Here is a 22,994-nt window from a genome sequence, read left to right as displayed (position 1 = left end):
TCCGAAGGGGCGAAATAACCACACCGAAGTGTGGTTATGATTAAAACACCCGGTCTTACTGGGTGCTGGTTGTCGTAGTGGTCGTGGTTCCGGTATTGGAGCCATCACCGCCACCGGTTGCCGCCAGCGCGACACCCACGGCTGAACTTACGGCGCTGGTGCTGGCTGCGGTAGAGCTTCCCGCAGACGCAGACGTCGCTGCCGACCCTGCTGCTTCCCCGACCTGGACCGGAGCTGCATAGACAGATGTCGCCGCAAGTGCAGATATGGCAAAAATGCCATACAGTACTTTCTTCATAACAATTTCCCTTCAATGAATGAATGGAGATTTGCCCGAAAAGAAATTCAGGCGGAATCGAGTATACACAACTAAAGCAGCGGGATTACCGTGAGGGGAAATAGGGAATGGGTTTTCGGACTAATGGACAAAATCGAAATGAAAAGCAAATAATTAAAATATATAATCACTAAAAATCAATAATTTATAATATAAATTCATTAACTAACATCTGCGTATTTTCTTAAAATAAACCGCAGCAATTAACGGGTTAACCGTCTTTTTCGGATTAAACTCACATCCAGAATTTGAGTTAACTAACAGACATCAGGAATTATCCGATAAAAAAATGCCGGCATTTCGCCGGCACATTTTCATGATGTTTTAATTACGCGCGCCAGGCTTTATAGCGGTTAATCAAACCATTGGTCGAGCTGTCGTGGCTGGTGATCGCTTTATCGTCACCCAGCTCTGGCAGAATGCGGTTTGCAAGCTGTTTGCCCAGTTCAACGCCCCACTGGTCAAAGGTGAAGATGTTCAGGATGGCACCCTGAGTAAAGATCTTGTGCTCGTACAGCGCAATCAGCGCACCCAGGCTGAACGGGGTGATTTCACGCAGCAGGATGGAGTTGGTTGGGCGGTTGCCTTCGAACACTTTGAACGGCACAACGTGGTCCAGCGTGGCCGGATCTTTACCCTGATCGCGATACTCCTGCTCAACCACCTCGCGGGATTTACCGAACGCCAGCGCTTCAGTCTGGGCGAAGAAGTTAGACAGCAGTTTTGGATGGTGGTCAGACAGCGGGTTATGGGTAATAGCCGGGGCGATGAAATCGCACGGTACCATTTTGGTTCCCTGGTGGATCAGCTGGTAGAACGCGTGCTGGCCGTTAGTGCCCGGCTCACCCCAGATGATTGGACCCGTCTGGTAATCCACCGCGTTGCCGTTACGGTCAACGTACTTACCGTTGGATTCCATATTGCCCTGCTGGAAGTAGGCCGCAAAGCGATGCATGTACTGGTCGTACGGCAGGATCGCTTCGGTTTCAGCGCCAAAGAAGTTGTTGTACCAGATACCAATCAGCGCCAGCAGCACCGGCAGGTTTTTCTCAGGTGCGGTGGTGGAGAAGTGTTTATCCATCGCGTGCGCGCCGGAGAGCAGTTCAACGAAGTTATCGAAGCCTACGGACAGAATGATGGACAAACCGATGGCAGACCACAGAGAGTAACGGCCGCCAACCCAGTCCCAGAACTCGAACATGTTCGCGGTGTCGATACCGAACTCGCCAACCGCTTTACCATTGGTGGACAGCGCCGCAAAGTGTTTCGCCACGTGCTTGTTGTCGCCCGCGGTTTTCAGGAACCAGTCACGCGCGCTGTGGGCGTTGGTCATGGTTTCCTGGGTGGTGAAGGTTTTAGACGCCACCAGGAACAGGGTGGTTTCCGGGTTCACGTTCTTCAGCACTTCCGCGATGTGAGTACCATCGACGTTAGACACGAAATGCATGTTGAGGTGGTTTTTGTACGGACGCAGCGCTTCGGTCACCATGAACGGACCCAGGTCAGAACCGCCGATGCCGATGTTTACCACGTCGGTGATCACTTTACCGGTATAGCCTTTCCAGCTACCGGAGATGATCGCTTCGGAGAAAGCTTTCATCTTTTCCAGCACCGCGTTCACTTCCGGCATCACATCTTTGCCGTCAACGATGATTGGCGTATTGCTACGGTTACGCAGGGCCACGTGCAGCACAGCACGGTCTTCGGTGCGGTTGATTTTCTCGCCGGAGAACATGGACTTGATAGCGTCGGCAAGCTGAGTCTCTTTTGCCAGATCCTGCAGCTTTGCCAGCGTCTCTTCGGTAATGCGGTTTTTGGAAAAATCCACCAGCATCAGGTCGTCGAAGGTCGCGGAGAACTTAGCGAAACGATCGGCATCCTTCGCGAACAGATCCGCGATGGTGACGTCTTTCATTTCATCAAAATGTTTCTGGAGTGCCTGCCAGGCAGCGGTCTGCGTTGGGTTGATGTTTTTCATTAGCAATACTCTTCTGATTTGAGAATTGTGACTGCGGTCGATTGTAGCGCCTGCAAATAAAAATTGTGATGGTTTTTATGCCATTGCCCTGGCCTGCATCAAACACAGGTGAAAAGACCCGAAAAGTATAGCTGCTGAAGTGCCCTCCCGGGCGGCGAATTGTCGGTCAAAAGGGGGTAAAACGGAGCATAAAATATGGCCCTGTTATAAGTCCTGTTTCTCAGGGGTACCCCCCCATAAAAAATCCGCATAATCCCAGCATTGACAGGACCTCCCCCGCATTTTATTTATAGGGCCGTATTTTGCGCCTGCACCTGTTTTCGTTTCACTCTTGTGCCAAGGTCGCTTATTCATTCCCTGACACGAGGTTGTTATGACGAGTTTTGTGGTCGCCAAGTTTGGCGGCACCAGTGTGGCCGACTACGATGCCATGAACCGCAGCGCCGATGTGGTGCTGGCCGATCCGAATACCCGCCTGGTGGTGCTCTCCGCATCCGCTGGCGTGACGAACCTGCTGGTTTCTCTGTCTGAAGGACTGGAAGCGACAGAACGTTTCGTGAAGCTGGATGCACTGCGCAAAATTCAGTTCGACATCCTTGAGCGTCTGCAAAATCCAAACGTGATCCGTGAAGAAGTGGAACGCCTGCTGGAAAATATCACCACCCTGGCAGAAGCAGCGTCTCTGGCCACCTCCACCGCCCTGACCGATGAACTGGTCAGCCACGGTGAATTGATGTCTACCCTGCTGTTCGTTGAAATCATGCGCGAACGTAACGTTCAGGCGCAGTGGTTTGACGTGCGTAAAGTGATGCGCACCAGTGACCGTTTTGGCCGCGCTGAACCGGACGTTGAGATGCTGGCTGAGCTCACCAACCAGCAACTGGCCCCGCGCCTGGCTGAAGGCATGGTGGTCACCCAGGGCTTTATCGGCAGCGAAGCCAAAGGTCGCACGACGACGCTGGGCCGTGGCGGCAGCGACTATACCGCGGCTCTGCTGGGTGAAGCTCTGCATGCCACCCGTGTGGATATCTGGACTGACGTGCCGGGTATCTACACCACCGACCCGCGCGTGGTTTCCGCGGCGAAACGTATTGATGTGATCGCGTTTGAAGAAGCGGCGGAAATGGCCACCTTCGGCGCGAAGGTGCTACACCCGGCAACGCTGCTGCCTGCCGTGCGCAGCGATATTCCGGTCTTCGTGGGCTCCAGTAAAGATCCTAAAGCGGGCGGCACGCTGGTTTGCAAGAAAACGGAAAACCCACCGCTGTTCCGTGCATTGGCCCTGCGCCGTCGCCAGACGCTGGTGACGCTGCATAGCCACAATATGCTCCACTCCCGCGGTTTCCTGGCAGAGGTGTTTGGCATTCTGGCGCGTCACAATATCTCCGTAGACCTCATCACCACCTCCGAAGTGAGCATTGCGCTGACGCTGGACACCACCGGCTCGACCTCCACCGGCGATACCCTGCTGACGCAGTCGCTGCTGATTGAGTTGTCCGAGCTGTGCCGCGTGGAAGTGGAAGAAAACCTGGCGCTGGTGGCCATCATTGGCAACAAGCTGTCGCGCGCCTGCGGCGTGGGCAAAGAGGTGTTTGGTGTGCTCGACCCGTTCAACATCCGCATGATTTGCTACGGTGCCTCCAGCTACAACCTTTGTTTCCTGGTCCCTGCCGATCAGGCTGAGCAGGTCGTGCAGAAACTTCATCAGAATTTGTTTGAATAAAATTCGTTAGCACGTTAAACAATATCGATAAGCCGGGCACAGACCCGGCTTTTTCATAACAAAACAACACGACAATACTGCAAGGAATTCACTATGTTATCCGTTATCACCCGGCTGTTCCCCTTATGGGCGCTGCTGCTCTCTGTACTCGCGTATTACACGCCCGCCACGTTCACCGGTATTGGTCCTTGGGTCGCCACGCTGCTGATGCTGATTATGTTCGGCATGGGCGTGCATTTAAAAATCGACGATTTCAAACGCGTGCTGTCGCGCCCGGCTCCGGTTGCTGCGGGTATCTTCCTGCATTACCTGGTGATGCCGCTCGCGGCGTGGCTGCTGGCGATGGCCTTTAAGATGCCGCCGGATCTCTCTGCCGGAATGGTGCTGGTGGGCAGCGTCGCCAGCGGCACGGCGTCTAACGTCATGATCTATCTGGCGAAAGGGGATGTAGCCCTCTCCGTTACCATTTCATCCGTTTCCACGCTGGTGGGCGTGATTGCCACGCCGCTGTTAACCCGCCTGTACGTGGACGCGCATATTCAGGTGGACGTGATGGGGATGCTGCTCAGCATTCTGCAGATTGTGGTGATCCCGATTGCCCTGGGGCTGGTCATTCACCATCTGTTCCCGCGCGTGGTGAAAGCCGTTGAGTCCTACCTGCCTGCGTTTTCGATGGTCTGCATTCTGGCCATCATCAGCGCCGTGGTGGCGGGTTCTGCCTCGCACATTGCTTCCGTCGGTTTTGTGGTGATCGTCGCAGTCGTGCTGCATAACACCATAGGACTGCTGGGAGGATACTGGGGCGGGAAGCTGTTTGGTTTCGACGAATCCACCTGCCGCACGCTGGCGATTGAAGTCGGGATGCAGAACTCCGGTCTGGCGGCGGCGCTTGGCAAAATTTACTTCTCGCCGCTGGCGGCCCTGCCGGGTGCCCTGTTCTCGGTGTGGCACAATCTTTCTGGTTCGCTGCTGGCGGGCTACTGGTCCGGCAAACCGATTAATGCACAAACGAAAAAAGAAGCGGTGAAACAGGATTGAATTGCTTTACACTGAAGCCTCCCCCTCAGGAGGCTTCAGCAATGGCTACACCACGTTTGACCCAGAAAGACATGACGGAAGCCGAGCAGCGCGAACTGAAAACGCTTCTCGACCGCGCCCGTATTGCACATGGCCGCACGCTGACGAACGCCGAAACCAATCAGGTGAAAAAAGAGTACATCGACAAGCTGATGGCGGAACGTGACGCCGCGGCGAAGAAAGCCCGCAAACTGAAAAAAGAGCAGGCTTATAAACCGGATGCAGAGGCGACCTTCTCCTGGTCCGCCAGCACGTCAACCCGTGGAAGGCGCTAATCAGCGCCCCTTCTTTTTACGACCCGGCTGGGTAAATCGCTTACCGTTACCCGGCTTGCCTCGCCCTTTCTCTTCCGCCTGCGGCGCCTTCACCACCGGGCGTTTAATCGCCTGGGTTTTCGGCTTCGCCTTAGCCTTCGGCTTCGCTTCTGACGACGAGTTTTCGATAAACCTGAACAGCTCAATCAGCTCGTCATCCGTCAAGTCACGCCACTCGCCCAGCGGGATCCCGGACAGGCTAACGTTCATGATGCGCGTACGTTCAAGCTTCGTCACTTCATAACCGAAGTACTCGCACATGCGGCGGATCTGGCGGTTTAAGCCCTGTACCAGGGTAATACGGAACGCGAAAGGCGCTTCTTTCTTGACCTTACACTTCTTCGTCACCGTGCCCAGGATCGGCACGCCTGCGCTCATCCCGCGGATAAACTCGTCCGTTACCAGTTTGTTTACCGTAACGATGTACTCTTTCTCATGGTCGTTACCGGCTCGCAGGATTTTGTTCACCAGATCGCCATGGTTGGTGAGGAAAATCAGCCCCTGCGAATCTTTATCCAGACGGCCAATCGGGAAAATGCGGCTGCTGTGGTTCACGAAATCAACGATGTTGTCTCGCTCACCGTCTTCCGTGGTGCTGACAATCCCAACCGGTTTATTCAACGCGATAAACACCAGGTCTTCTGCATCACGCGGTTCGATGACCTGACCATTCACTTTGACCACGTCGCCAGGCACCACCTGATCGCCGATGGTGGCGCGTTTGCCGTTAAGAAACACGTTACCTTGTTCAATGTAACGGTCAGCCTCGCGACGTGAGCAGATCCCGCTCTCGCTAATGTATTTGTTTAATCGGGTTGATTGAGTTGGCAGCATAGTTTCTCCTGTGAAGGGCGAAATATACCTTACCTTGCGGCTGACAAAAAAGTGTTAGTAACCGTTGATCAAAAAATCGAGTGCATCCCGCAATGAGGCCCGGTCTTGAGTAAGATCGGCGACACGCTCGCCTAACTCTTTTGGCGATATGCCTGCCATCATGTGCATCATAACCACGCAGGGCTTACCCGCTATCTCAACGACAGGGCACACTTTCGCAGGCGGCTGAATGCCTCCCAGGTGGCTAAGCTCAACTGCGGGGGCGACCAGAACATGCTTCATCACATTGGCCACGGGATGCTGCATATTGATTAGCCAGGGATAGGCAGTTTTCCCCTTACCTTCATTCTCATAAGCAAAATATTGCTCCATCAGAACGACCTCTGAAAGTCACTAAAGGAGCCGTTTTCATCAACCCACTGGTTAATAGCCTCGATAGACGCTTTATTTTCTTCTAACCACTCTGCACGCTGATGTGCACGAAACTGCTCCTGCAATGCAGCCGTAAGTACAGCAGAGAGATTAAGTTTAAGCCGTCGCGCCTCTTCAAGGATTTCTGGTGCTAACGACACATTGACTGATTTTTTGATGCCATGAGTAGTGCGCATGAGAACCCCCATCGGTATGCGCATGAATTGGCGAAGTGTAGCGTAATAAACGAGCATTTTCTATTCCCTTAAAAATGTAAGGTCTGCAGCGTAAATGGCGCTTTATAAGGTGTCACGCCTCGCAAAACGGTTTTGCGAGGCGCTTTCAGAGATTAATACTCGTCCCGCTCGTCATCTTCATCCGGCTGTTCCATCACGCTATAGGCCACCGCGCAGAACAACGAGTTAAGACGCTTCATGTCCCCCAGCAGCCCCAGGTGCAGGGAGCTGGTCTCGATACTCTGCACGTTTTGCTGGTGAAGACGCTCAACGTGGGCGTGCGAGTAGCGACGGTTGAGGATGCGGAAGCGATGCTTGTTACGACGCAGGCGGCGCGCGCTCGGCACGTCGCTGGAGAAGAAGACCAGCATCGCCAGCTTCAGGTTGCTCAACAGCTGTTCGTGGAGCGCCTCCAGCTCCTTCAGGCCCTCAATGGAGAATGCCCGACGTGCTGCCAGTGACTTATCTGCAATCTCACTCCCCATACGCTCCACGATATCGGAGGCTTGCTCCAGGTTGAGCGACATCTCGATGATTTCTGCCCAGCGGCGAGACTCCTCTTCCGCCAGTTCATCCTGCGGAATACGCGCCAGATAGAGCTTAATGGCGGTATAAAGCACGTTGATATCGTCCGCCAGCCTGCGCAACTCTTTCTCTTCGCGCGGTTCGCCGTGCATCACCTTCTGCAGCCCTTCGAGCATGGTTTCCATCGCATCACCCATGCGTAGCGTCTCGCGGGCGGCATTCGCCAGCGCCAGCGCCGGGGTATCCAGCGCGGAGGTATCCAGATGCTTCGGTTTCAGGCGCGCATCCAGCTCCGGTTCATCCTGAATGAGTCGTTCGCAAAAGCGGGCCATCGGCCCCGCAAAAGGCACCATCGCCAGGCAGCGCACCAGGTTATAGAAAACGTGGAAATAGATCACCAGCTCCGCTTTCGGCAGCGAGAGGTTATCCATCAGGTTCGCCAGCGGGTGCACAAACGGCAGGATAATCAGGCTACCCACCAGCTTAAACAGCAGGCTGCCGAGCGCCACGCGGCGAGCCGCAGCGTTGGCGGCACTGTTGTTGAGCATTGCCAGCAGGCCAGACCCCAGGTTCGCACCAATCACCAGACATAGCGCCACCGGGAAGGAGATCGCCCCGGCAGCGGTGAGCGTGGCCGTCAGCAATACGGCTGCCAGGCTTGAATAGCTGACGATGGCAAACACCGCGCCAATCAGCGCGTCCAGCATGATGTCACCGGTCAGAGAGGCGAAGATGACCTGAACGCCGTTGGCCTCGGTGATGGGGGTGACCGCCTGCACAATCAGCTCCAGCGCCAGCAGGATCAGCCCCAGGCCAATCCCCACGCGCCCAAGCTGCCCGGCACGCGTCTGTTTGCGCCCGAGGAAGAAGATGACGCCAATGAAAATCAGCAGCGGCGACAGCCAGGAGAGATCGAACGTCAGAATACGCGCCATCAGCGCGGTACCTACGTCGGCCCCCAGCACGATCACCAGTGCCGGCGCGAGCGCCACCAGATCCTGTGCCACAAAGGAGGTGACAAGCAGGGTGGTGGCATTACTGCTCTGAACCAGCGCCGTGACGCCTATCCCCGCACAAAAGGCGAGCGGCTTCTTCTCAACGCTGCTGCTGAGAACGGTGCGTAAACGAGCACCAAAGACGCGCATCACGCCGGTACGGACGATATGGGTCCCCCAAACGAGCAGTGCGACTGCGGAGAGCAGATGTAACAGGGTCAGCACGGAAGGTTTTCCTCCTTATCGTTATTCATTTTCCTTAGGTTCAGTATAAGGGTTTAAACGTAAGAAAGAGACAGGGCGCCCCATGAGCGCCCTGTTTGTTGTAAGGAAAAGTGATTTTAGTCGGCGTCGTAGCCGAGATTAGGCGCCAGCCAGCGCTCGACTTCTGACACGCTCATGCCTTTGCGCAGGGCGTAATCTTCGATCTGATCGCGCTGTAGCTGCGCCACGGCAAAGTACTTGCTGTCCGGGTGGCTGAAGTACCAGCCTGAGACGGAGGCACCCGGCCACATGGCGAACGACTCGGTGAGTTTCATCCCCGTATGGGCCTCAACATCGAGAAGTTTCCAGATGGTGCCTTTTTCGGTGTGCTCCGGGCAGGCCGGATAGCCCGGGGCCGGGCGAATGCCCTGGTAGTTTTCGCGGATCAGCTCCTCGTTGCTGAGGTTTTCATTGGCCGCGTAGCCCCAGTACACCTTACGTACGCGCTCATGCAGATACTCAGCGAAGGCTTCCGCCAGGCGGTCGGCAATCGCTTTGACCATGATTTTGTTGTAATCATCATGCTGCGCTTCGAATGCCTCCGCCAGCGCATCTTCTTCCAGGCCGCCGGTTACCGCAAAGGCGCCGATATAGTCGGCTTTGCCACTCAGTTTCGGTGCGACGAAATCCGCCAGACAGTAGTTGGCGAAGCCCACTTTCTCCGTTTGCTGACGCAGGTGATGGCTCACGGTCAGCACATGCGTGCGGGTTTCATCGCGGTAGATTTCCACATCGTCACCCACGCGGTTCGCCGGGAACAGCCCCACCACGCCGCGCGGATTGAGGGATTTCTCTGCACTCAGCTTGTCGAGCATGTCATTGGCATCTTTAAACAACCGCTTCGCCTCTTCACCTACCACCTCATCCTCGAGGATGCGCGGATATTTGCCCGCCAGCGACCATGTCATGAAGAACGGCGTCCAGTCGATGTAGTTACGCAGCGTTTCGATGCTGGCGGTGACGTCCTGCACGCCCAGACGATGCGCGACCGGCGGGGTATAACTCGACCAGTCAAACGCCAGATCGTTATCGCGCGCCGCCTGAAGTGAAACCGGCGGCGTGCGCGGTTTCTTACGACCGTGCTGGATGCGGACGGTTTCGTACTCTTTGCGGGTGCGCGCCACGAAGTCATCGCGCTGGGTGTCGGAGAGCAGCGCGGACACCACGCCTACGGTGCGCGAGGCGTTCTGCACATAGACCGTCGGGCCGCTGTAGTTCTGCTCGATTTTCACCGCAGTATGGGCTTTCGAGGTGGTCGCTCCGCCAATCAGCAGCGGAATAGTGAAGCCCTGACGCTCCATCTCTTTCGCCACGTTGACCATCTCGTCCAGCGACGGCGTGATCAGCCCGGAAAGGCCAATCAGGTCGGCATTCACCTCACGCGCGGTTTTGAGGATTTTATCCGCCGGGACCATTACCCCGAGGTCGATAATTTCGTAGTTATTGCACTGCAGCACCACGCCGACGATATTCTTGCCGATGTCGTGCACGTCGCCCTTCACGGTGGCGATGACCATCTTGCCGTTGCTGGAGCCTTTCTCTTTGCTGGCCTCGATAAACGGCTCCAGATAGGCCACGGCCTGCTTCATCACGCGGGCAGATTTCACCACCTGCGGCAGGAACATTTTTCCCTCGCCGAACAGATCGCCGACCACGTTCATGCCGTCCATCAGCGGGCCTTCGATCACCTCAATCGGGCGAGCTGCCTGCTGGCGCGCTTCTTCGGTGTCCTGCTCAATAAACTCGGTGATGCCTTTCACCAGCGAATATTCCAGACGCTTTTTCACGTCCCAGGAACGCCACTCGGCCTGCTGAACGTTGGCCGATTCATCCGTTTTGCTGCCGCGGTATTTCTCCGCGAGGTCCAGCATGCGCTCGGTGGCGTCGTCGCGACGGTTAAGGATGACATCTTCTACCGCGTCGCGAAGCTCGGCAGGGAGGTCATCGTAAATCGCCAGCTGGCCGGCGTTAACGATCCCCATGTCCATCCCGTTGCGGATGGCGTAGTAGAGGAACACGGCGTGGATCGCTTCACGCACCGGGTCGTTGCCGCGGAACGAGAACGACACGTTCGACACGCCGCCGGAGATTAACGCATGCGGCAATTCACGTTTAATGTCTTCACATGCGCCGATAAAGTCCTGGGCATAGTTGTTATGCTCTTCAATCCCGGTCGCGACGGCGAAAATGTTCGGGTCGAAGATGATGTCTTCCGGCGGGAAACCCACCTCTTCGGTCAAAATCTTGTACGCGCGGCGGCATATCTCAATTTTACGCTCGCGGGTATCCGCCTGGCCCACTTCGTCGAAGGCCATGACCACCACGGCGGCACCGTAGCGGCGGACCATCTTCGCGTGGTGGATAAAGATATCAACGCCCTCTTTCATCGAGATAGAGTTGACGATGCCTTTACCCTGAATGCACTTCAGCCCTTTTTCGATGACTTCCCATTTGGAAGAGTCGATCATGATCGGCACGCGGGCAATGTCCGGCTCGCCGGCAATCAGGTTGAGGAAACGCACCATCGCCGCTTCGGCGTCGAGCATCCCCTCGTCCATGTTGATATCAATAATCTGTGCGCCGCTTTCCACCTGCTGGCGGGCGACGTCCAGTGCTTCGCTGTATTTCTCTTCTTTGATCAGACGTTTGAACTTCGCGGAACCGGTAACGTTAGTCCGCTCACCCACGTTCACAAACAGGCTGTCGTCACCAATGGTCAACGGCTCGAGACCAGAAAGACGACAGGCAACGGGAAGCTCAGGCAGCTTACGCGGCGGCAGCCCGGCCACGGCGTTGCTCATAGCGGCAATGTGTTCCGGCGTGGTGCCGCAGCAGCCGCCAACAATGTTCAGGAAGCCAGATTCAGCCCACTCGCGGATTTGCGCCGCCATGGTGTCGGCATCCAGATCGTATTCACCAAAGGCATTGGGCAGACCGGCGTTCGGGTGCGCGGTGACATAGCATTCTGCGATGCGCGATAACTCCTGCACGTACTGGCGCAGTTCATCTGGCCCCAGGGCACAGTTCAGGCCAAAGGAGAGCGCTTCCGCGTGGCGCAGGGAGTTATAAAACGCTTCGGTGGTCTGGCCGGACAGGGTACGGCCGGAGGCGTCGGTAATGGTGCCGGAAATCATGATCGGCAGGTCAACGCCCAGTGCCTCGAACTCCTCTTTCACCGCGTAAATCGCGGCTTTGGCGTTGAGGGTGTCGAAAACCGTTTCAATCAGGATCAGGTCGGAACCGCCTTCCACCAGCGCTTTGGTCGATTCACGGTAGGCAGCGACCAGCTGGTCAAAGGTGATATTACGAAATGCCGGGTCGTTGACGTCCGGTGAGATTGATGCGGTGCGGTTGGTTGGGCCAAGCACCCCGGCAACGTAGCGCGGTTTGTCCGGCGTGCGGGCAGTCCATTCATCTGCGCAGGCACGAGCCAGTTTAGCCGCCTCAAAGTTGATCTCCGCCGACAGGGATTCCATCTGGTAATCCGCCATAGCGATGGTTGTCGAGTTAAAGGTGTTGGTTTCAACGATATCCGCCCCTGCCTCGAAGTAGGCATTGTGGATATCCTTAATGACGGACGGCTTGCTGAGCACCAGCAGGTCGTTATTACCTTTCAGATCGCAAGGCCAGTCAGCGAAGCGTTCGCCGCGGAAATCGTCTTCACTCAGACGATAGCCCTGGATCATCGTGCCCATGCCGCCGTCCAGCACCAGAATTCGTTCATTTAACTGCGCACGCAGTTGCTCTACTTTGCTGCTCACACTTGCTCCCGACAACGCTCAACAAGGCCAAAAGGCTGCGTTCCATACTGGCACAATCTCGCAGGGTGGAAAAGTCACACAGCGGTAACATGAGACATGTTCACCATCACTCCTCCGATCAGTCAGGATAACGGTTGCAAAATCACCAAATAAAACGAAAATGATTTCCACGATACAGAAAAAGGAGATCGTCATGGTCGCGACCGTTCCCGCCAAACGCGGCAGAAAACCTGCTGCCACCCCCGCTGCACAACCGAGCGGACAGGTTCAATCGCTCACGCGCGGTCTGAAGCTGCTGGAGTGGATAGCCGAGTCGCACAGCAGCGTGGCCCTGACGGAGCTGGCCCAGCAGGCTGGCCTGCCGAACTCCACCACGCACCGCCTGCTGACCACTATGCAGCAGCTGGGCTTTGTCCGCCAGGTCGGCGAGCTGGGACACTGGGCGGTGGGCGCACATGCCTTTATCGTTGGCAGCAGCTTCCTGCAAAGCCGCAATCTGCTGGCGATTGTCCATCCGATTCTGCGCAAGCTGATGGAAGATTCCGGCGAGACGGTAAACCTGGCGGTGCTTGATCAGAGCGATCATCAGGCAATCATTATCGATCAGGTGCAGTGCACGCAGCTGATGCGTATGTCCGCGCCGATTGGCGGTAAGCTGCCGATGCATGCGTCCGGGGCAGGAAAAGCGTTTCTGTCTCAGCTCAGCGAAGATCAGGTGACAGGGCTGCTGCATCGTAAAGGGCTGCACGCCTATACCCATGCCACGCTGGTTTCGCCGGTGCATCTGAAAGAGGATCTGGCGTTAACCCGCAAGCGTGGCTATTCATTTGATGATGAAGAACATGCTTTGGGTCTGCGCTGTATCGCGGCCTGTATCTTTGATGAGCACCGCGAGCCGTTTGCCGCCATCTCTATCTCCGGGCCAATTTCGCGCATGACCGACGACCGCGTCACCGAGTTAGGTGCGCTGGTGATTAAGGCGGCGAAAGAGGTGACGCTGGCGTATGGTGGGATTCGTTAAACCGGATGCAAAACCGCTGCTTGCGGCGGTAAGCGTACACATCTTCCACATGCCCGTTTTTGATCCGCGTTTGCAGCCCACGCCAGTAGCTGGCACGAAAAAGGTCGGCGTGCATCTCTTCAAATAGCGGCCCGATGCGCGGGTCGGCGCACAGCCAGTGGCGAAACTCTTCGGGAAAGACATCGCCCGGCGAAACGCTGTACCACGGTTCACCAGACAGTTCATCTTCCGGGTAACGGGGCGGCGGGATATCGCGGAAATTCACTTCGGTCATGTAGCAAATCTCGTCGTAATCATAAAACACCACTCGCCCGTGGCGCGTGACACCGAAGTTTTTAAACAGCATATCGCCCGGAAAAATATTGGCCGCGGCAAGCTGGCGAATCGCGTTACCGTATTCTTCTATAGCATCGCGCAGCACCTGACCCTCGGACTGCTCCAGCCAGATGTTCAGCGGCACCATGCGGCGCTCGATGTAAAGATGGCTAATCACGATTTTGTCGCCAAGATCGGTGATTTTCCCGGATGCTTCCTTGAGCAAAAGCGCCATCAGCGCCGGGTCGATCTGTTGCTTATCCAGCACAAAGTTTTCGAATTCCTGAGTATCCGCCATACGTCCGACACGGTCATGCTCTTTGACCAGCTGATAGCAGGCGCGGACGTGCGCGGCGGTCATCTCTTTTTGCGGCGCGAAGCGGTCTTTAATGACCTTAAATACGCGGTCGAACCCCGGAAGCGTAAACACCAGCATCACCATGCCGCGAATGCCAGGCGCTTCGATAAACTGTTCATCTGCGGTGGTGACATAACGCAGGTATTCCCGATAGCTTTCCGTTTTAGCGTGCTTCTGACAGCCAATCGCCATATACAGCTCGGCGGTGGTTTTGCCCGGCAGGATCTCCCGCAGCCATTCCACCAGCGCGGCAGGCAACGGTGCGTACACCATGAAATAGGAGCGGGCGAAGCCAAATACAATGCTGGCCTCGGCGCTGGTGGTCAGGCAGGTATCGACAAACAGTTCCCCGTCATCTGTGCGATGGATGGGGAGCAGAAACGGTACGATGGCCGATGGCGTGACCAGTTTTCCTACCAGCCAGGCGGCTTTATTGCGATAGAAAAGCTCGTTGGCAACCTGCAAGTGGCTGCGGCCGAGCAACGCCTCGCCGAAGGTTTCGCGCAGGTGGGTGTGGATATAACCTATATCCCGGGTTTTATTCTCCCAGGGCAAACGCAGCGGCAAATCGGTTAGCACACGGTGCAAAAGCTTCTCCCACCCGCGTTCCGGGAAGAAATCTTTCGCCAGCGGACGTGGGATAGCACGAAATCGTCGTTCAGGCTGAGAGCTGAAGATAAATAACCGCTCAGGAGATAATGAGCGGTGGTCAAATAACCGGCAATAGACGGAGTTGAAAAAGCTCTCCGCAATCTCGAAGCGCGGATAGTCAGGTAATAAATGGGTGTAGTGCTCTTTCACGCGCAGTAAAAAGTCCGCATCCGGGCTTTTACCATCGGTAATACAGCGCAACTGCTCCACCACCAGACCCACGTGGTGGTCATAAAGGTGAATACGCTGCTTCATGGCCTGCTGAACCGCATGCCAGTCTGCATGTTCGAAGCGCTGTTGCGCACCGGATGTCACTTCAAGAAAACGACCATACTGGGCATCGAAGCCCTGCAAAATAGTTTGAGCAATCAGTAATTCCAGGCCACGCGACATATATTCCCCCTCACCCCAACCCTCTCCCCGAGGGGGGAGAGGGGGAAACGATTAGAACTGTGCTTCTTCGGTTGATCCCGTTAAGGCGGTGACGGAGGAGGCACCGCCCTGAATGATGGTGGTCACGTTGTCGAAGTAGCCCGTACCCACTTCCTGCTGGTGAGAAACAAAGGTATAACCCTCTTTTCCGGCGGCGAATTCTGGCTGCTGAACCTTCTCGACGTAGTGCTTCATGCCTTCACCCTGCGCATAAGCATGTGCAAGGTCGAACATGTTGAACCACATGCTGTGGATACCCGCCAGGGTAATGAACTGGTACTTGTAGCCCATGTCAGAAAGCTGCTGCTGGAAGCTGGCGATAGTTTTATCATCCAGATTCTTCTGCCAGTTGAAGGACGGCGAGCAGTTATAGGCCAGCAGTTTGCCCGGATATTTCGCATGAATGGCATCGGCAAAACGTTTTGCCAGCGCCAGATCCGGCGTGGAGGTTTCACACCAGACCAGGTCGGCGTAAGGGGCATACGCAAGGCCACGGCTGATCGCCTGTTCGATGCCTGCATGGGTACGATAGAACCCTTCGCTGGTGCGCTCACCGGTAATAAACTCGCTGTCGTACGGATCGCAGTCAGAGGTGATCAGGTCAGCCGCATCCGCATCGGTACGGGCAATGACCAGCGTCGGCACGCCGAGCACGTCTGCCGCCAGACGCGCGGCAACCAGCTTCTGAATCGCTTCCTGGGTCGGAACCAGCACCTTACCGCCCATGTGTCCGCACTTCTTCACCGATGCCAGCTGATCTTCGAAGTGAACGGCCGCTGCACCGGCCTCAATCATTGATTTCATAAGCTCGAACGCGTTCAGCACGCCGCCGAAACCCGCTTCCGCATCCGCGACGATCGGCAGGAAGTAGTCAACAAAGCGCGGATCGTTGGGTTCGATGCCTGCCGCCCACTGGATCTGATCCGCACGGCGGAAGGTGTTGTTGATTCGATCAACCACCGACGGCACGGAGTTCGCCGGATAGAGGGACTGATCCGGATACATACTGGATGCCAGGTTGGCATCCGCCGCAACCTGCCAGCCGGAAAGATAGACAGCCTCAATACCGGCCTTCGCCTGCTGCAGTGCCTGACCGCCGGTCAACGCCCCGAGGCTATTGATATAACCCTTTTTGGAACCACCGTGCAGCAGCTTCCACATTTTCGCCGCGCCATTTTGCGCCAGCGTGCATTCCGGATTGACCGAGCCGCGTAATTTCACCACTTCTTCCGCGCTGTACGGACGACGAATGCCTTCCCAGCGCGGTTGTGTCCATTCTTTCTTCAGTTCTTCGATTTGTTGGGTACGGGTTTTCATGTGCAGATGCTCCATATTGTTATGTGGTGAGTTACGCCAGGAAGCGGTAGCCCGGCAGGGTCAGGAAGTCGATTAAGTCATCTGAGGTGGTGATTTGTTCCATCAGGCGTGCAGCATCGTCAAAACGTCCGCTGCTGAAGCGGTGTTCGCCCAACTCGTCCTGGATCACCCGCATTTCTTCGGCCAGCATCTGGCGGAACAGGGCTTTGGTCACCGGCTTGCCGTTGCTGAGCGTTTTTTGATGATGGATCCATTGCCAGATAGAGGTGCGGGAGATTTCCGCCGTGGCGGCATCTTCCATCAGGCCGTAGATCGGCACGCAGCCGTTGCCGGAGATCCAGGCTTCGATGTACTGCACCGCAACGCGAATGTTGGCGCGCATGCCCTCTTCCGTACGTTCACCTGCACACGGTGCCAGCAGCTGTTCTTCAGCCGTTGGCGCATCCTCTTCGCGCGTAACAAAGAGCTGATTTTTATTGTCACCGAGTACGCGGTTAAAGACTTCCATTGCCGTGTCTGCGAGGCCCGGATGGGCGATCCACGTTCCGTCATGACCGTTACGCGCTTCAAGCTCTTTATCGGCCTTCACTTTGTTGAGCACCTGATTGTTACGCTCCGCGTCTTTGCTCGGAATAAATGCCGCCATGCCGCCCATCGCAAAGGCACCGCGCTTGTGGCAGGTTTTGATCAGCAGGCGCGAGTAGGCGCTCAGGAACGGCTTATCCATAGTGACGACCTGACGATCGGGCAGTACACGATCGGGATAATTTTTCAGGGTTTTGATATAGCTGAAGATATAGTCCCAACGCCCACAGTTCAGGCCGACGATGTGGTCACGCAGGGCATGCAGAATTTCGTTCATCTGGAAAACCGCAGGCAGCGTTTCAATCAACAGGGTGGCTTTGATGGTGCCACGTGGCAGGTTGAAACGATCTTCTGCATAACTGAACACGTCACTCCACCACGCCGCTTCCTGCCAGGCCTGCGTTTTTGGCAGATAGAAATAGGGGCCGCTGCCTTTTGCCAGCAGGTTTTTGTGGTTGTGGAAGAAATAGAGCGCGAAATCAAACAGGCTGCCGGGAATGGCTTCTCCACGCCAGGTGACGTGTTTTTCAGGCAGATGGAGACCGCGTACGCGACAGATCAGCACCGCCGGATTCGGTTTAAGTTGATAGATTTTCCCGGCTTCGTTGGTATAGCTGATGGTGCCGTTCACGGCGTCGCGCAGGTTGATTTGCCCCTCGATAACCTTACGCCAGTCCGGTGCCAGCGAGTCTTCAAAATCAGCCATAAAGACTTTAACGTTCGCGTTCATGGCGTTGATCACCATTTTGCGTTCTACCGGACCGGTGATCTCAACGCGGCGATCCTGTAAATCTTCAGGAATACCACGAATTTTCCACTCACCACGACGAATGGAAGCGGTTTCCGAAATAAACCCAGGCAACTTGCCATCGTCAATTTCCTGCTGCTGGTGAATGCGTGCTGCCAGCAGCTTATTGCGCTGCGGCGTAAAGCGGGTCACCAGTTCAGTCAGAAATTCGACCGCCTCTGCCGTCAATATTTGCTGTTCTTGCTCACCATGCGGCTGGGTAAAGGCCAGTTCGTCGACCGTCGTTGCCTGTTGAGTCATTACTCTGCTCCTCATCAAAGATCCAAAATCACGCCCCCGATGCGAACGAAAGATCGTTGTGTAGTTTTCGCTCAGCAGAATTAAGACTATCTCTATTTTTTCCAAAATCAAAAACAATTTCCATTTTATTTAATTTATAACGTTAACTCCTTGATCAGTATGAAATTAAAGTTTTCCCCAATGTTGAGTAGAATTTCGGAAATAAAAAAGGCACCCGAAGGTGCCTGATGCGAACAGCTGAAACGCTTTAGGATCGTTTAATACAGAAGATTACTCTAGCGTCGGATTCATGTGTCGCAGATCGTATGGCGTGATTTGGTAGACGTAATAGTTGAGCCAGTTAGTAAAAAGCAAATTCCCGTGGCTGCGCCAGGTTGCTCTCGGTTTGTTTTGTGGATCGTTTTTCGGGAAATAGTTGTACGGCACATCCGGATTAAGACCCGCTTCGACATCACGGAAATACTCTGACGCGAGGGTATGCGGATCGTATTCAGGATGCCCGGTTACAAAGGCAATGCGCTTATCTTTGCTGGCAAACAGGTATGCATCTCCCTCTTCCGTTTCGGCCAGGATCTCCAGATCGGTGTAATCACGGATCAGCTGCGCCGGGAAATCGGCATAGCGCGAATGCGGCGCCAGAAACGAATCATCAAACCCGCGCGTCAGCAGAGCATGTGGATGAAGAATGTGGTGTTCGTATACGCCGGAGAGCTTTTCAGTGCGGGTTTGTTTAGGGATACCATAAAGAATATTCAGTGCCGCCTGTACCGCCCAACAAACAAACAAGGTGGACGTGACGTGATCTTTTGCCCACTCCAGGACCTGTTTGATCTGCGGCCAGTAGGCAACATCGTTAAATTCAACCAGACCGAGCGGTGCGCCGGTCACAATCAGGCCGTCGAAGTTTTCACCCTGAATGTCATCGAAGTTACAGTAAAAGTTGTTCAGGTGCTCAGAAGGCGTGTTGCGTGACTCGCGCGCATCGATCCGCAGCAGCTGAATATCGACCTGCAGCGGAGAGTTTGAAAGCAGACGCAGGAACTGATTCTCTGTTTCAATCTTTTTCGGCATCAGGTTGAGAATAAGAACCTTCAGCGGGCGAATTTCCTGAACTGTTGCGCGTGAAGCCGTCATCACAAAGACGTTCTCTTCACGTAAGAAATTGACGGCTGGTAGCTCGTCCTGCACCCGAATCGGCATATCGTTGAATCCTCAAAGCATACGTATAAACGTTTAGACATCCAGACAGCTAACAATACCGAGATCCGGCCTGAATGTCGAGTCTGCAAGAGGAAGGTGAGAAAGTTTCAAGGAGAGGAATAAAGCCAAAAGCAAAAAACCCCGCACCTTACGGTACGGGGTTCTTCTTGATTGATGCCTGGCAGTTCCCTACTCTCACATGGGGAGACCCCACACTACCATCGGCGCTACGGCGTTTCACTTCTGAGTTCGGCATGGGGTCAGGTGGGACCACCGCGCTAAAGCCGCCAGGCAAATTCTGTAATCTGTATCAGGCTGAAAATCGTCTCTCACCGCCAAAACAGCTTCGGCGTTGTAAGGTTAAGCCTCACGGTTCATTAGTATCGGTTAGCTCAACGCATCGCTGCGCTTACACACCCGACCTATCAACGTCGTCGTCTTCAACGTTCCTTCAGGAGACTTATAGTCTCAGGGAGAACTCATCTCGGGGCAAGTTTCGTGCTTAGATGCTTTCAGCACTTATCTCTTCCGCATTTAGCTACCGGGCAGTGCCATTGGCATGACAACCCGAACACCAGTGATGCGTCCACTCCGGTCCTCTCGTACTAGGAGCAGCCCCCCTCAATTCTCCAGCGCCCACGGCAGATAGGGACCGAACTGTCTCACGACGTTCTAAACCCAGCTCGCGTACCACTTTAAATGGCGAACAGCCATACCCTTGGGACCTACTTCAGCCCCAGGATGTGATGAGCCGACATCGAGGTGCCAAACACCGCCGTCGATATGAACTCTTGGGCGGTATCAGCCTGTTATCCCCGGAGTACCTTTTATCCGTTGAGCGATGGCCCTTCCATTCAGAACCACCGGATCACTATGACCTGCTTTCGCACCTGCTCGAGCCGTCACTCTCGCAGTCAAGCTAGCTTATGCCATTGCACTAACCTCCTGATGTCCGACCAGGATTAGCTAACCTTCGTGCTCCTCCGTTACTCTTTGGGAGGAGACCGCCCCAGTCAAACTACCCACCAGACACTGTCCGCAACCCGGATCACGGGTCTACGTTAGAACACCAGCCATTAAAGGGTGGTATTTCAAGGGCGGCTCCACGCAGACTGGCGTCCACGCTTCAAAGCCTCCCACCTATCCTACACATCAAGGACCAGTGTTCAGTGTCAAGCTATAGTAAAGGTTCACGGGGTCTTTCCGTCTTGCCGCGGGTACACTGCATCTTCACAGCGAGTTCAATTTCACTGAGTCTCGGGTGGAGACAGCCTGGCCATCATTACGCCATTCGTGCAGGTCGGAACTTACCCGACAAGGAATTTCGCTACCTTAGGACCGTTATAGTTACGGCCGCCGTTTACCGGGGCTTCGATCAAGAGCTTCGCGTTGCCGCTAACCCCATCAATTAACCTTCCGGCACCGGGCAGGCGTCACACCGTATACGTCCACTTTCGTGTTTGCACAGTGCTGTGTTTTTAATAAACAGTTGCAGCCAGCTGGTATCTTCGACTGATTTCAGCTCCACCCGCAGGGGCTTCACCTACATATCAGCGTGCCTTCTCCCGAAGTTACGGCACCATTTTGCCTAGTTCCTTCACCCGAGTTCTCTCAAGCGCCTTGGTATTCTCTACCTGACCACCTGTGTCGGTTTGGGGTACGATTTCGTGTTACCTGATGCTTAGAGGCTTTTCCTGGAAGCAGGGCATTTGTTACTTCAGCACCGTAGTGCCTCGTCATCACACCTCAGCGTTAATAAGGTACCGGATTTACCTGGAACCTCCGCCTACATGCTTAAACCGGGACAACCGTCGCCCGGCTAACATAGCCTTCTCCGTCCCCCCTTCGCAGTAACACCAAGTACAGGAATATTAACCTGTTTCCCATCGACTACGCCTTTCGGCCTCGCCTTAGGGGTCGACTCACCCTGCCCCGATTAACGTTGGACAGGAACCCTTGGTCTTCCGGCGAGCGGGCTTTTCACCCGCTTTATCGTTACTTATGTCAGCATTCGCACTTCTGATACCTCCAGCAACCCTCACAGGCCACCTTCAACGGCTTACAGAACGCTCCCCTACCCAACAACGCATAAGCGTCGCTGCCGCAGCTTCGGTGCATGGTTTAGCCCCGTTACATCTTCCGCGCAGGCCGACTCGACCAGTGAGCTATTACGCTTTCTTTAAATGATGGCTGCTTCTAAGCCAACATCCTGGCTGTCTGTGCCTTCCCACATCGTTTCCCACTTAACCATGACTTTGGGACCTTAGCTGGCGGTCTGGGTTGTTTCCCTCTTCACAACGGACGTTAGCACCCGCCGTGTGTCTCCCGTGATAACATTCTTCGGTATTCGTAGTTTGCATCGGGTTGGTAAGCCGGGATGGCCCCCTAGCCGAAACAGTGCTCTACCCCCGAAGATGAATTCACGAGGCGCTACCTAAATAGCTTTCGGGGAGAACCAGCTATCTCCCGGTTTGATTGGCCTTTCACCCCCAGCCACAGGTCATCCGCTAATTTTTCAACATTAGTCGGTTCGGTCCTCCAGTTAGTGTTACCCAACCTTCAACCTGCCCATGGCTAGATCACCGGGTTTCGGGTCTATACCCTGCAACTTAACGCCCAGTTAAGACTCGGTTTCCCTTCGGCTCCCCTATACGGTTAACCTTGCTACAGAATATAAGTCGCTGACCCATTATACAAAAGGTACGCAGTCACCTAACAAGTAGGCTCCCACTGCTTGTACGTACACGGTTTCAGGTTCTTTTTCACTCCCCTCGCCGGGGTTCTTTTCGCCTTTCCCTCACGGTACTGGTTCACTATCGGTCAGTCAGGAGTATTTAGCCTTGGAGGATGGTCCCCCCATATTCAGACAGGATACCACGTGTCCCGCCCTACTCTTCGAGTTCACAACCTGTGCATTTTCGTGTACGGGACTATCACCCTGTACCGTCGGACTTTCCAGACCGTTCCACTAACACACAAGCTGATTCAGACTCCGGGCTGCTCCCCGTTCGCTCGCCGCTACTGGGGGAATCTCGGTTGATTTCTTTTCCTCGGGGTACTTAGATGTTTCAGTTCCCCCGGTTCGCCTCGTTAACCTATGTATTCAGTTAACGATAGTGCAACGAATTGCACTGGGTTTCCCCATTCGGACATCGCCGGGTCAAAGGTTCATATCACCTCGCCGGCGCTTTTCGCAGATTAGCACGTCCTTCATCGCCTCTGACTGCCAGGGCATCCACCGTGTACGCTTAGTCGCTTAACCTCACAACCCGAAGATGTTTCTTTCGATTCATCATCGGTTTGCGAAAATTTGAGAGACTCGAACACACATAACATGTGTGTCGTTTCAATTTTCAGCTTGATCCAGATTTTTAAAGAGCAAATATCTCAAACATGACTCGCAAGTCAGTTTTGAGATATGACGGCAGGTGACTTTCACTCACGAACCAGCAAGTGGCGTCCCCTAGGGGATTCGAACCCCTGTTACCGCCGTGAAAGGGCGGTGTCCTGGGCCTCTAGACGAAGGGGACACTGAAGTCTCAATCGCAAGACGCCTTGCTATTTACTTTTCATCAGACAATCTGTGTGAGCACTGCAAAGGCAGGTTCTTTA

General features: G+C 54.9%; 15 protein-coding genes, 1 tRNA gene and 2 rRNA genes. 4 read left to right on the top strand and 14 right to left on the bottom strand.

The features are described 5' to 3' along the window. Nucleotides 1–55: 55 nt before the first annotated feature. Nucleotides 56–298, bottom strand: coding sequence for an exopolysaccharide production protein YjbE (yjbE, locus tag L383_RS04265; RefSeq protein WP_003860341.1), 243 nt, complete (start codon nt 296–298; stop codon nt 56–58). 367 nt (nt 299–665) lie between these two features. After that, nucleotides 666–2,315, bottom strand: coding sequence for a glucose-6-phosphate isomerase (gene pgi / locus L383_RS04270; RefSeq protein WP_023331780.1), 1,650 nt, complete (start codon nt 2,313–2,315; stop codon nt 666–668). A 373-nt stretch (nt 2,316–2,688) separates the two neighbouring features. Here pgi and lysC point away from each other — a divergent pair, with 373 nt between their 5' ends. The 3 genes from lysC (at nt 2,689) to L383_RS04285 (ending at nt 5,390) form a co-directional block, all read left to right on the top strand. Further along, nucleotides 2,689–4,038, top strand: coding sequence for a lysine-sensitive aspartokinase 3 (gene lysC / locus L383_RS04275; protein WP_023331779.1), 1,350 nt, complete (start codon nt 2,689–2,691; stop codon nt 4,036–4,038). A gap of 93 nt (nt 4,039–4,131) precedes the next feature. Further along, nucleotides 4,132–5,076 carry a ketopantoate/pantoate/pantothenate transporter PanS gene (gene panS / locus L383_RS04280; RefSeq protein WP_023331778.1) on the top strand — a complete coding sequence of 315 codons (945 nt, stop codon included), beginning with the start codon at nt 4,132–4,134 and terminating at the stop codon, nt 5,074–5,076. Nucleotides 5,077–5,117: 41 nt separating this feature from the next. Continuing rightward, complete coding sequence (locus tag L383_RS04285; protein ID WP_014882093.1) at nt 5,118–5,390, top strand: YjbD family protein; 273 nt, start codon at nt 5,118–5,120, stop codon at nt 5,388–5,390. On the opposite strand, the gene rluF is transcribed toward L383_RS04285, so the two are convergent. The 5 genes from rluF to metH all read right to left on the bottom strand — a co-directional run bounded on the left by rluF (nt 5,391) and on the right by metH (nt 12,455). After that, nucleotides 5,391–6,263, bottom strand: a complete 873-nt coding sequence (gene rluF, locus L383_RS04290) for a 23S rRNA pseudouridine(2604) synthase RluF (RefSeq protein WP_023331777.1) — start codon at nt 6,261–6,263, stop codon at nt 5,391–5,393. Between the two features lie 54 nt (nt 6,264–6,317). After that, nucleotides 6,318–6,635 carry a CcdB family protein gene (locus L383_RS04295; protein ID WP_023331776.1) on the bottom strand — a complete coding sequence of 106 codons (318 nt, stop codon included), beginning with the start codon at nt 6,633–6,635 and terminating at the stop codon, nt 6,318–6,320. Then, nucleotides 6,635–6,928, bottom strand: a complete 294-nt coding sequence (locus L383_RS04300) for a type II toxin-antitoxin system CcdA family antitoxin (RefSeq protein WP_023331775.1) — start codon at nt 6,926–6,928, stop codon at nt 6,635–6,637. The genes L383_RS04295 and L383_RS04300 overlap by 1 nt, the downstream gene beginning before the upstream one ends. Nucleotides 6,929–7,023: 95 nt before the next feature. Next, complete coding sequence (locus L383_RS04305; RefSeq protein ID WP_014882089.1) at nt 7,024–8,655, bottom strand: Na/Pi cotransporter family protein; 1,632 nt, start codon at nt 8,653–8,655, stop codon at nt 7,024–7,026. Nucleotides 8,656–8,771: 116 nt separating this feature from the next. Continuing rightward, nucleotides 8,772–12,455: a methionine synthase gene (gene metH / locus L383_RS04310; RefSeq protein WP_023331774.1), complete on the bottom strand. Its 3,684-nt coding sequence runs from the start codon at nt 12,453–12,455 to the stop codon at nt 8,772–8,774. Nucleotides 12,456–12,648: 193 nt separating this feature from the next. On the opposite strand from metH, the gene iclR reads away from it, so the two are divergent. Beyond that, nucleotides 12,649–13,476 (top strand): glyoxylate bypass operon transcriptional repressor IclR, encoded by an 828-nt coding sequence (gene iclR / locus L383_RS04315; protein ID WP_014882087.1) that lies wholly within the window; start codon nt 12,649–12,651, stop codon nt 13,474–13,476. On the opposite strand, the gene aceK is transcribed toward iclR, so the two are convergent. The 7 genes from aceK to L383_RS04350 form a co-directional block, all read right to left on the bottom strand. Further along, nucleotides 13,430–15,193 (bottom strand): bifunctional isocitrate dehydrogenase kinase/phosphatase, encoded by a 1,764-nt coding sequence (gene aceK / locus L383_RS04320; protein WP_023331773.1) that lies wholly within the window; start codon nt 15,191–15,193, stop codon nt 13,430–13,432. The genes iclR and aceK overlap by 47 nt on opposite strands. 51 nt (nt 15,194–15,244) lie before the next feature. Further along, complete coding sequence (aceA, locus tag L383_RS04325; protein WP_023331772.1) at nt 15,245–16,549, bottom strand: isocitrate lyase; 1,305 nt, start codon at nt 16,547–16,549, stop codon at nt 15,245–15,247. 31 nt (nt 16,550–16,580) lie between these two features. Continuing rightward, nucleotides 16,581–18,182: a malate synthase A gene (gene aceB / locus L383_RS04330; protein ID WP_014882084.1), complete on the bottom strand. Its 1,602-nt coding sequence runs from the start codon at nt 18,180–18,182 to the stop codon at nt 16,581–16,583. Nucleotides 18,183–18,452: 270 nt separating this feature from the next. Then, nucleotides 18,453–19,382 carry a homoserine O-acetyltransferase MetA gene (gene metA / locus L383_RS04335; protein ID WP_023331771.1) on the bottom strand — a complete coding sequence of 310 codons (930 nt, stop codon included), beginning with the start codon at nt 19,380–19,382 and terminating at the stop codon, nt 18,453–18,455. Nucleotides 19,383–19,558: 176 nt separating this feature from the next. Then, nucleotides 19,559–19,674 (bottom strand): 5S ribosomal RNA (gene rrf / locus L383_RS04340). Nucleotides 19,675–19,738: 64 nt separating this feature from the next. After that, nucleotides 19,739–22,644: ribosomal RNA gene (locus tag L383_RS04345) — 23S ribosomal RNA — on the bottom strand. Between the two features lie 192 nt (nt 22,645–22,836). Beyond that, nucleotides 22,837–22,912, bottom strand: a tRNA-Glu gene (locus L383_RS04350). Nucleotides 22,913–22,994 lie beyond the last annotated feature (82 nt).

It is taken from the genome of Enterobacter sp. MGH 37 (assembly GCF_000534515.1).
GTDB classification, from domain to species: domain Bacteria; phylum Pseudomonadota; class Gammaproteobacteria; order Enterobacterales; family Enterobacteriaceae; genus Enterobacter; species Enterobacter kobei.
The sequence above is the reverse complement of the archived record's forward strand: the minus strand, read 5'-3'. Positions and strand labels throughout refer to the sequence as shown.

Excerpts from the sequence above, each read along its gene's own strand:
- lysC (WP_023331779.1), top strand. The coding sequence starts at position 2,689 with ATGACGAGTTTTGTGGTCGCCAAGTTTGGCGGCACCAGTGTGGCCGAC.
- aceB (WP_014882084.1), bottom strand. The coding sequence starts at position 18,182 with ATGACTCAACAGGCAACGACGGTCGACGAACTGGCCTTTACCCAGCCG.
- aceK (WP_023331773.1), bottom strand. The coding sequence starts at position 15,193 with ATGTCGCGTGGCCTGGAATTACTGATTGCTCAAACTATTTTGCAGGGC.
- panS (WP_023331778.1), top strand. The coding sequence starts at position 4,132 with ATGTTATCCGTTATCACCCGGCTGTTCCCCTTATGGGCGCTGCTGCTC.
- pgi (WP_023331780.1), bottom strand. The coding sequence starts at position 2,315 with ATGAAAAACATCAACCCAACGCAGACCGCTGCCTGGCAGGCACTCCAG.
- L383_RS04285 (WP_014882093.1), top strand. The coding sequence starts at position 5,118 with ATGGCTACACCACGTTTGACCCAGAAAGACATGACGGAAGCCGAGCAG.
- aceA (WP_023331772.1), bottom strand. The coding sequence starts at position 16,549 with ATGAAAACCCGTACCCAACAAATCGAAGAACTGAAGAAAGAATGGACA.
- L383_RS04300 (WP_023331775.1), bottom strand. The coding sequence starts at position 6,928 with ATGCTCGTTTATTACGCTACACTTCGCCAATTCATGCGCATACCGATG.
- rluF (WP_023331777.1), bottom strand. The coding sequence starts at position 6,263 with ATGCTGCCAACTCAATCAACCCGATTAAACAAATACATTAGCGAGAGC.
- iclR (WP_014882087.1), top strand. The coding sequence starts at position 12,649 with ATGGTCGCGACCGTTCCCGCCAAACGCGGCAGAAAACCTGCTGCCACC.
- L383_RS04295 (WP_023331776.1), bottom strand. The coding sequence starts at position 6,635 with ATGGAGCAATATTTTGCTTATGAGAATGAAGGTAAGGGGAAAACTGCC.
- metA (WP_023331771.1), bottom strand. The coding sequence starts at position 19,382 with ATGCCGATTCGGGTGCAGGACGAGCTACCAGCCGTCAATTTCTTACGT.
- yjbE (WP_003860341.1), bottom strand. The coding sequence starts at position 298 with ATGAAGAAAGTACTGTATGGCATTTTTGCCATATCTGCACTTGCGGCG.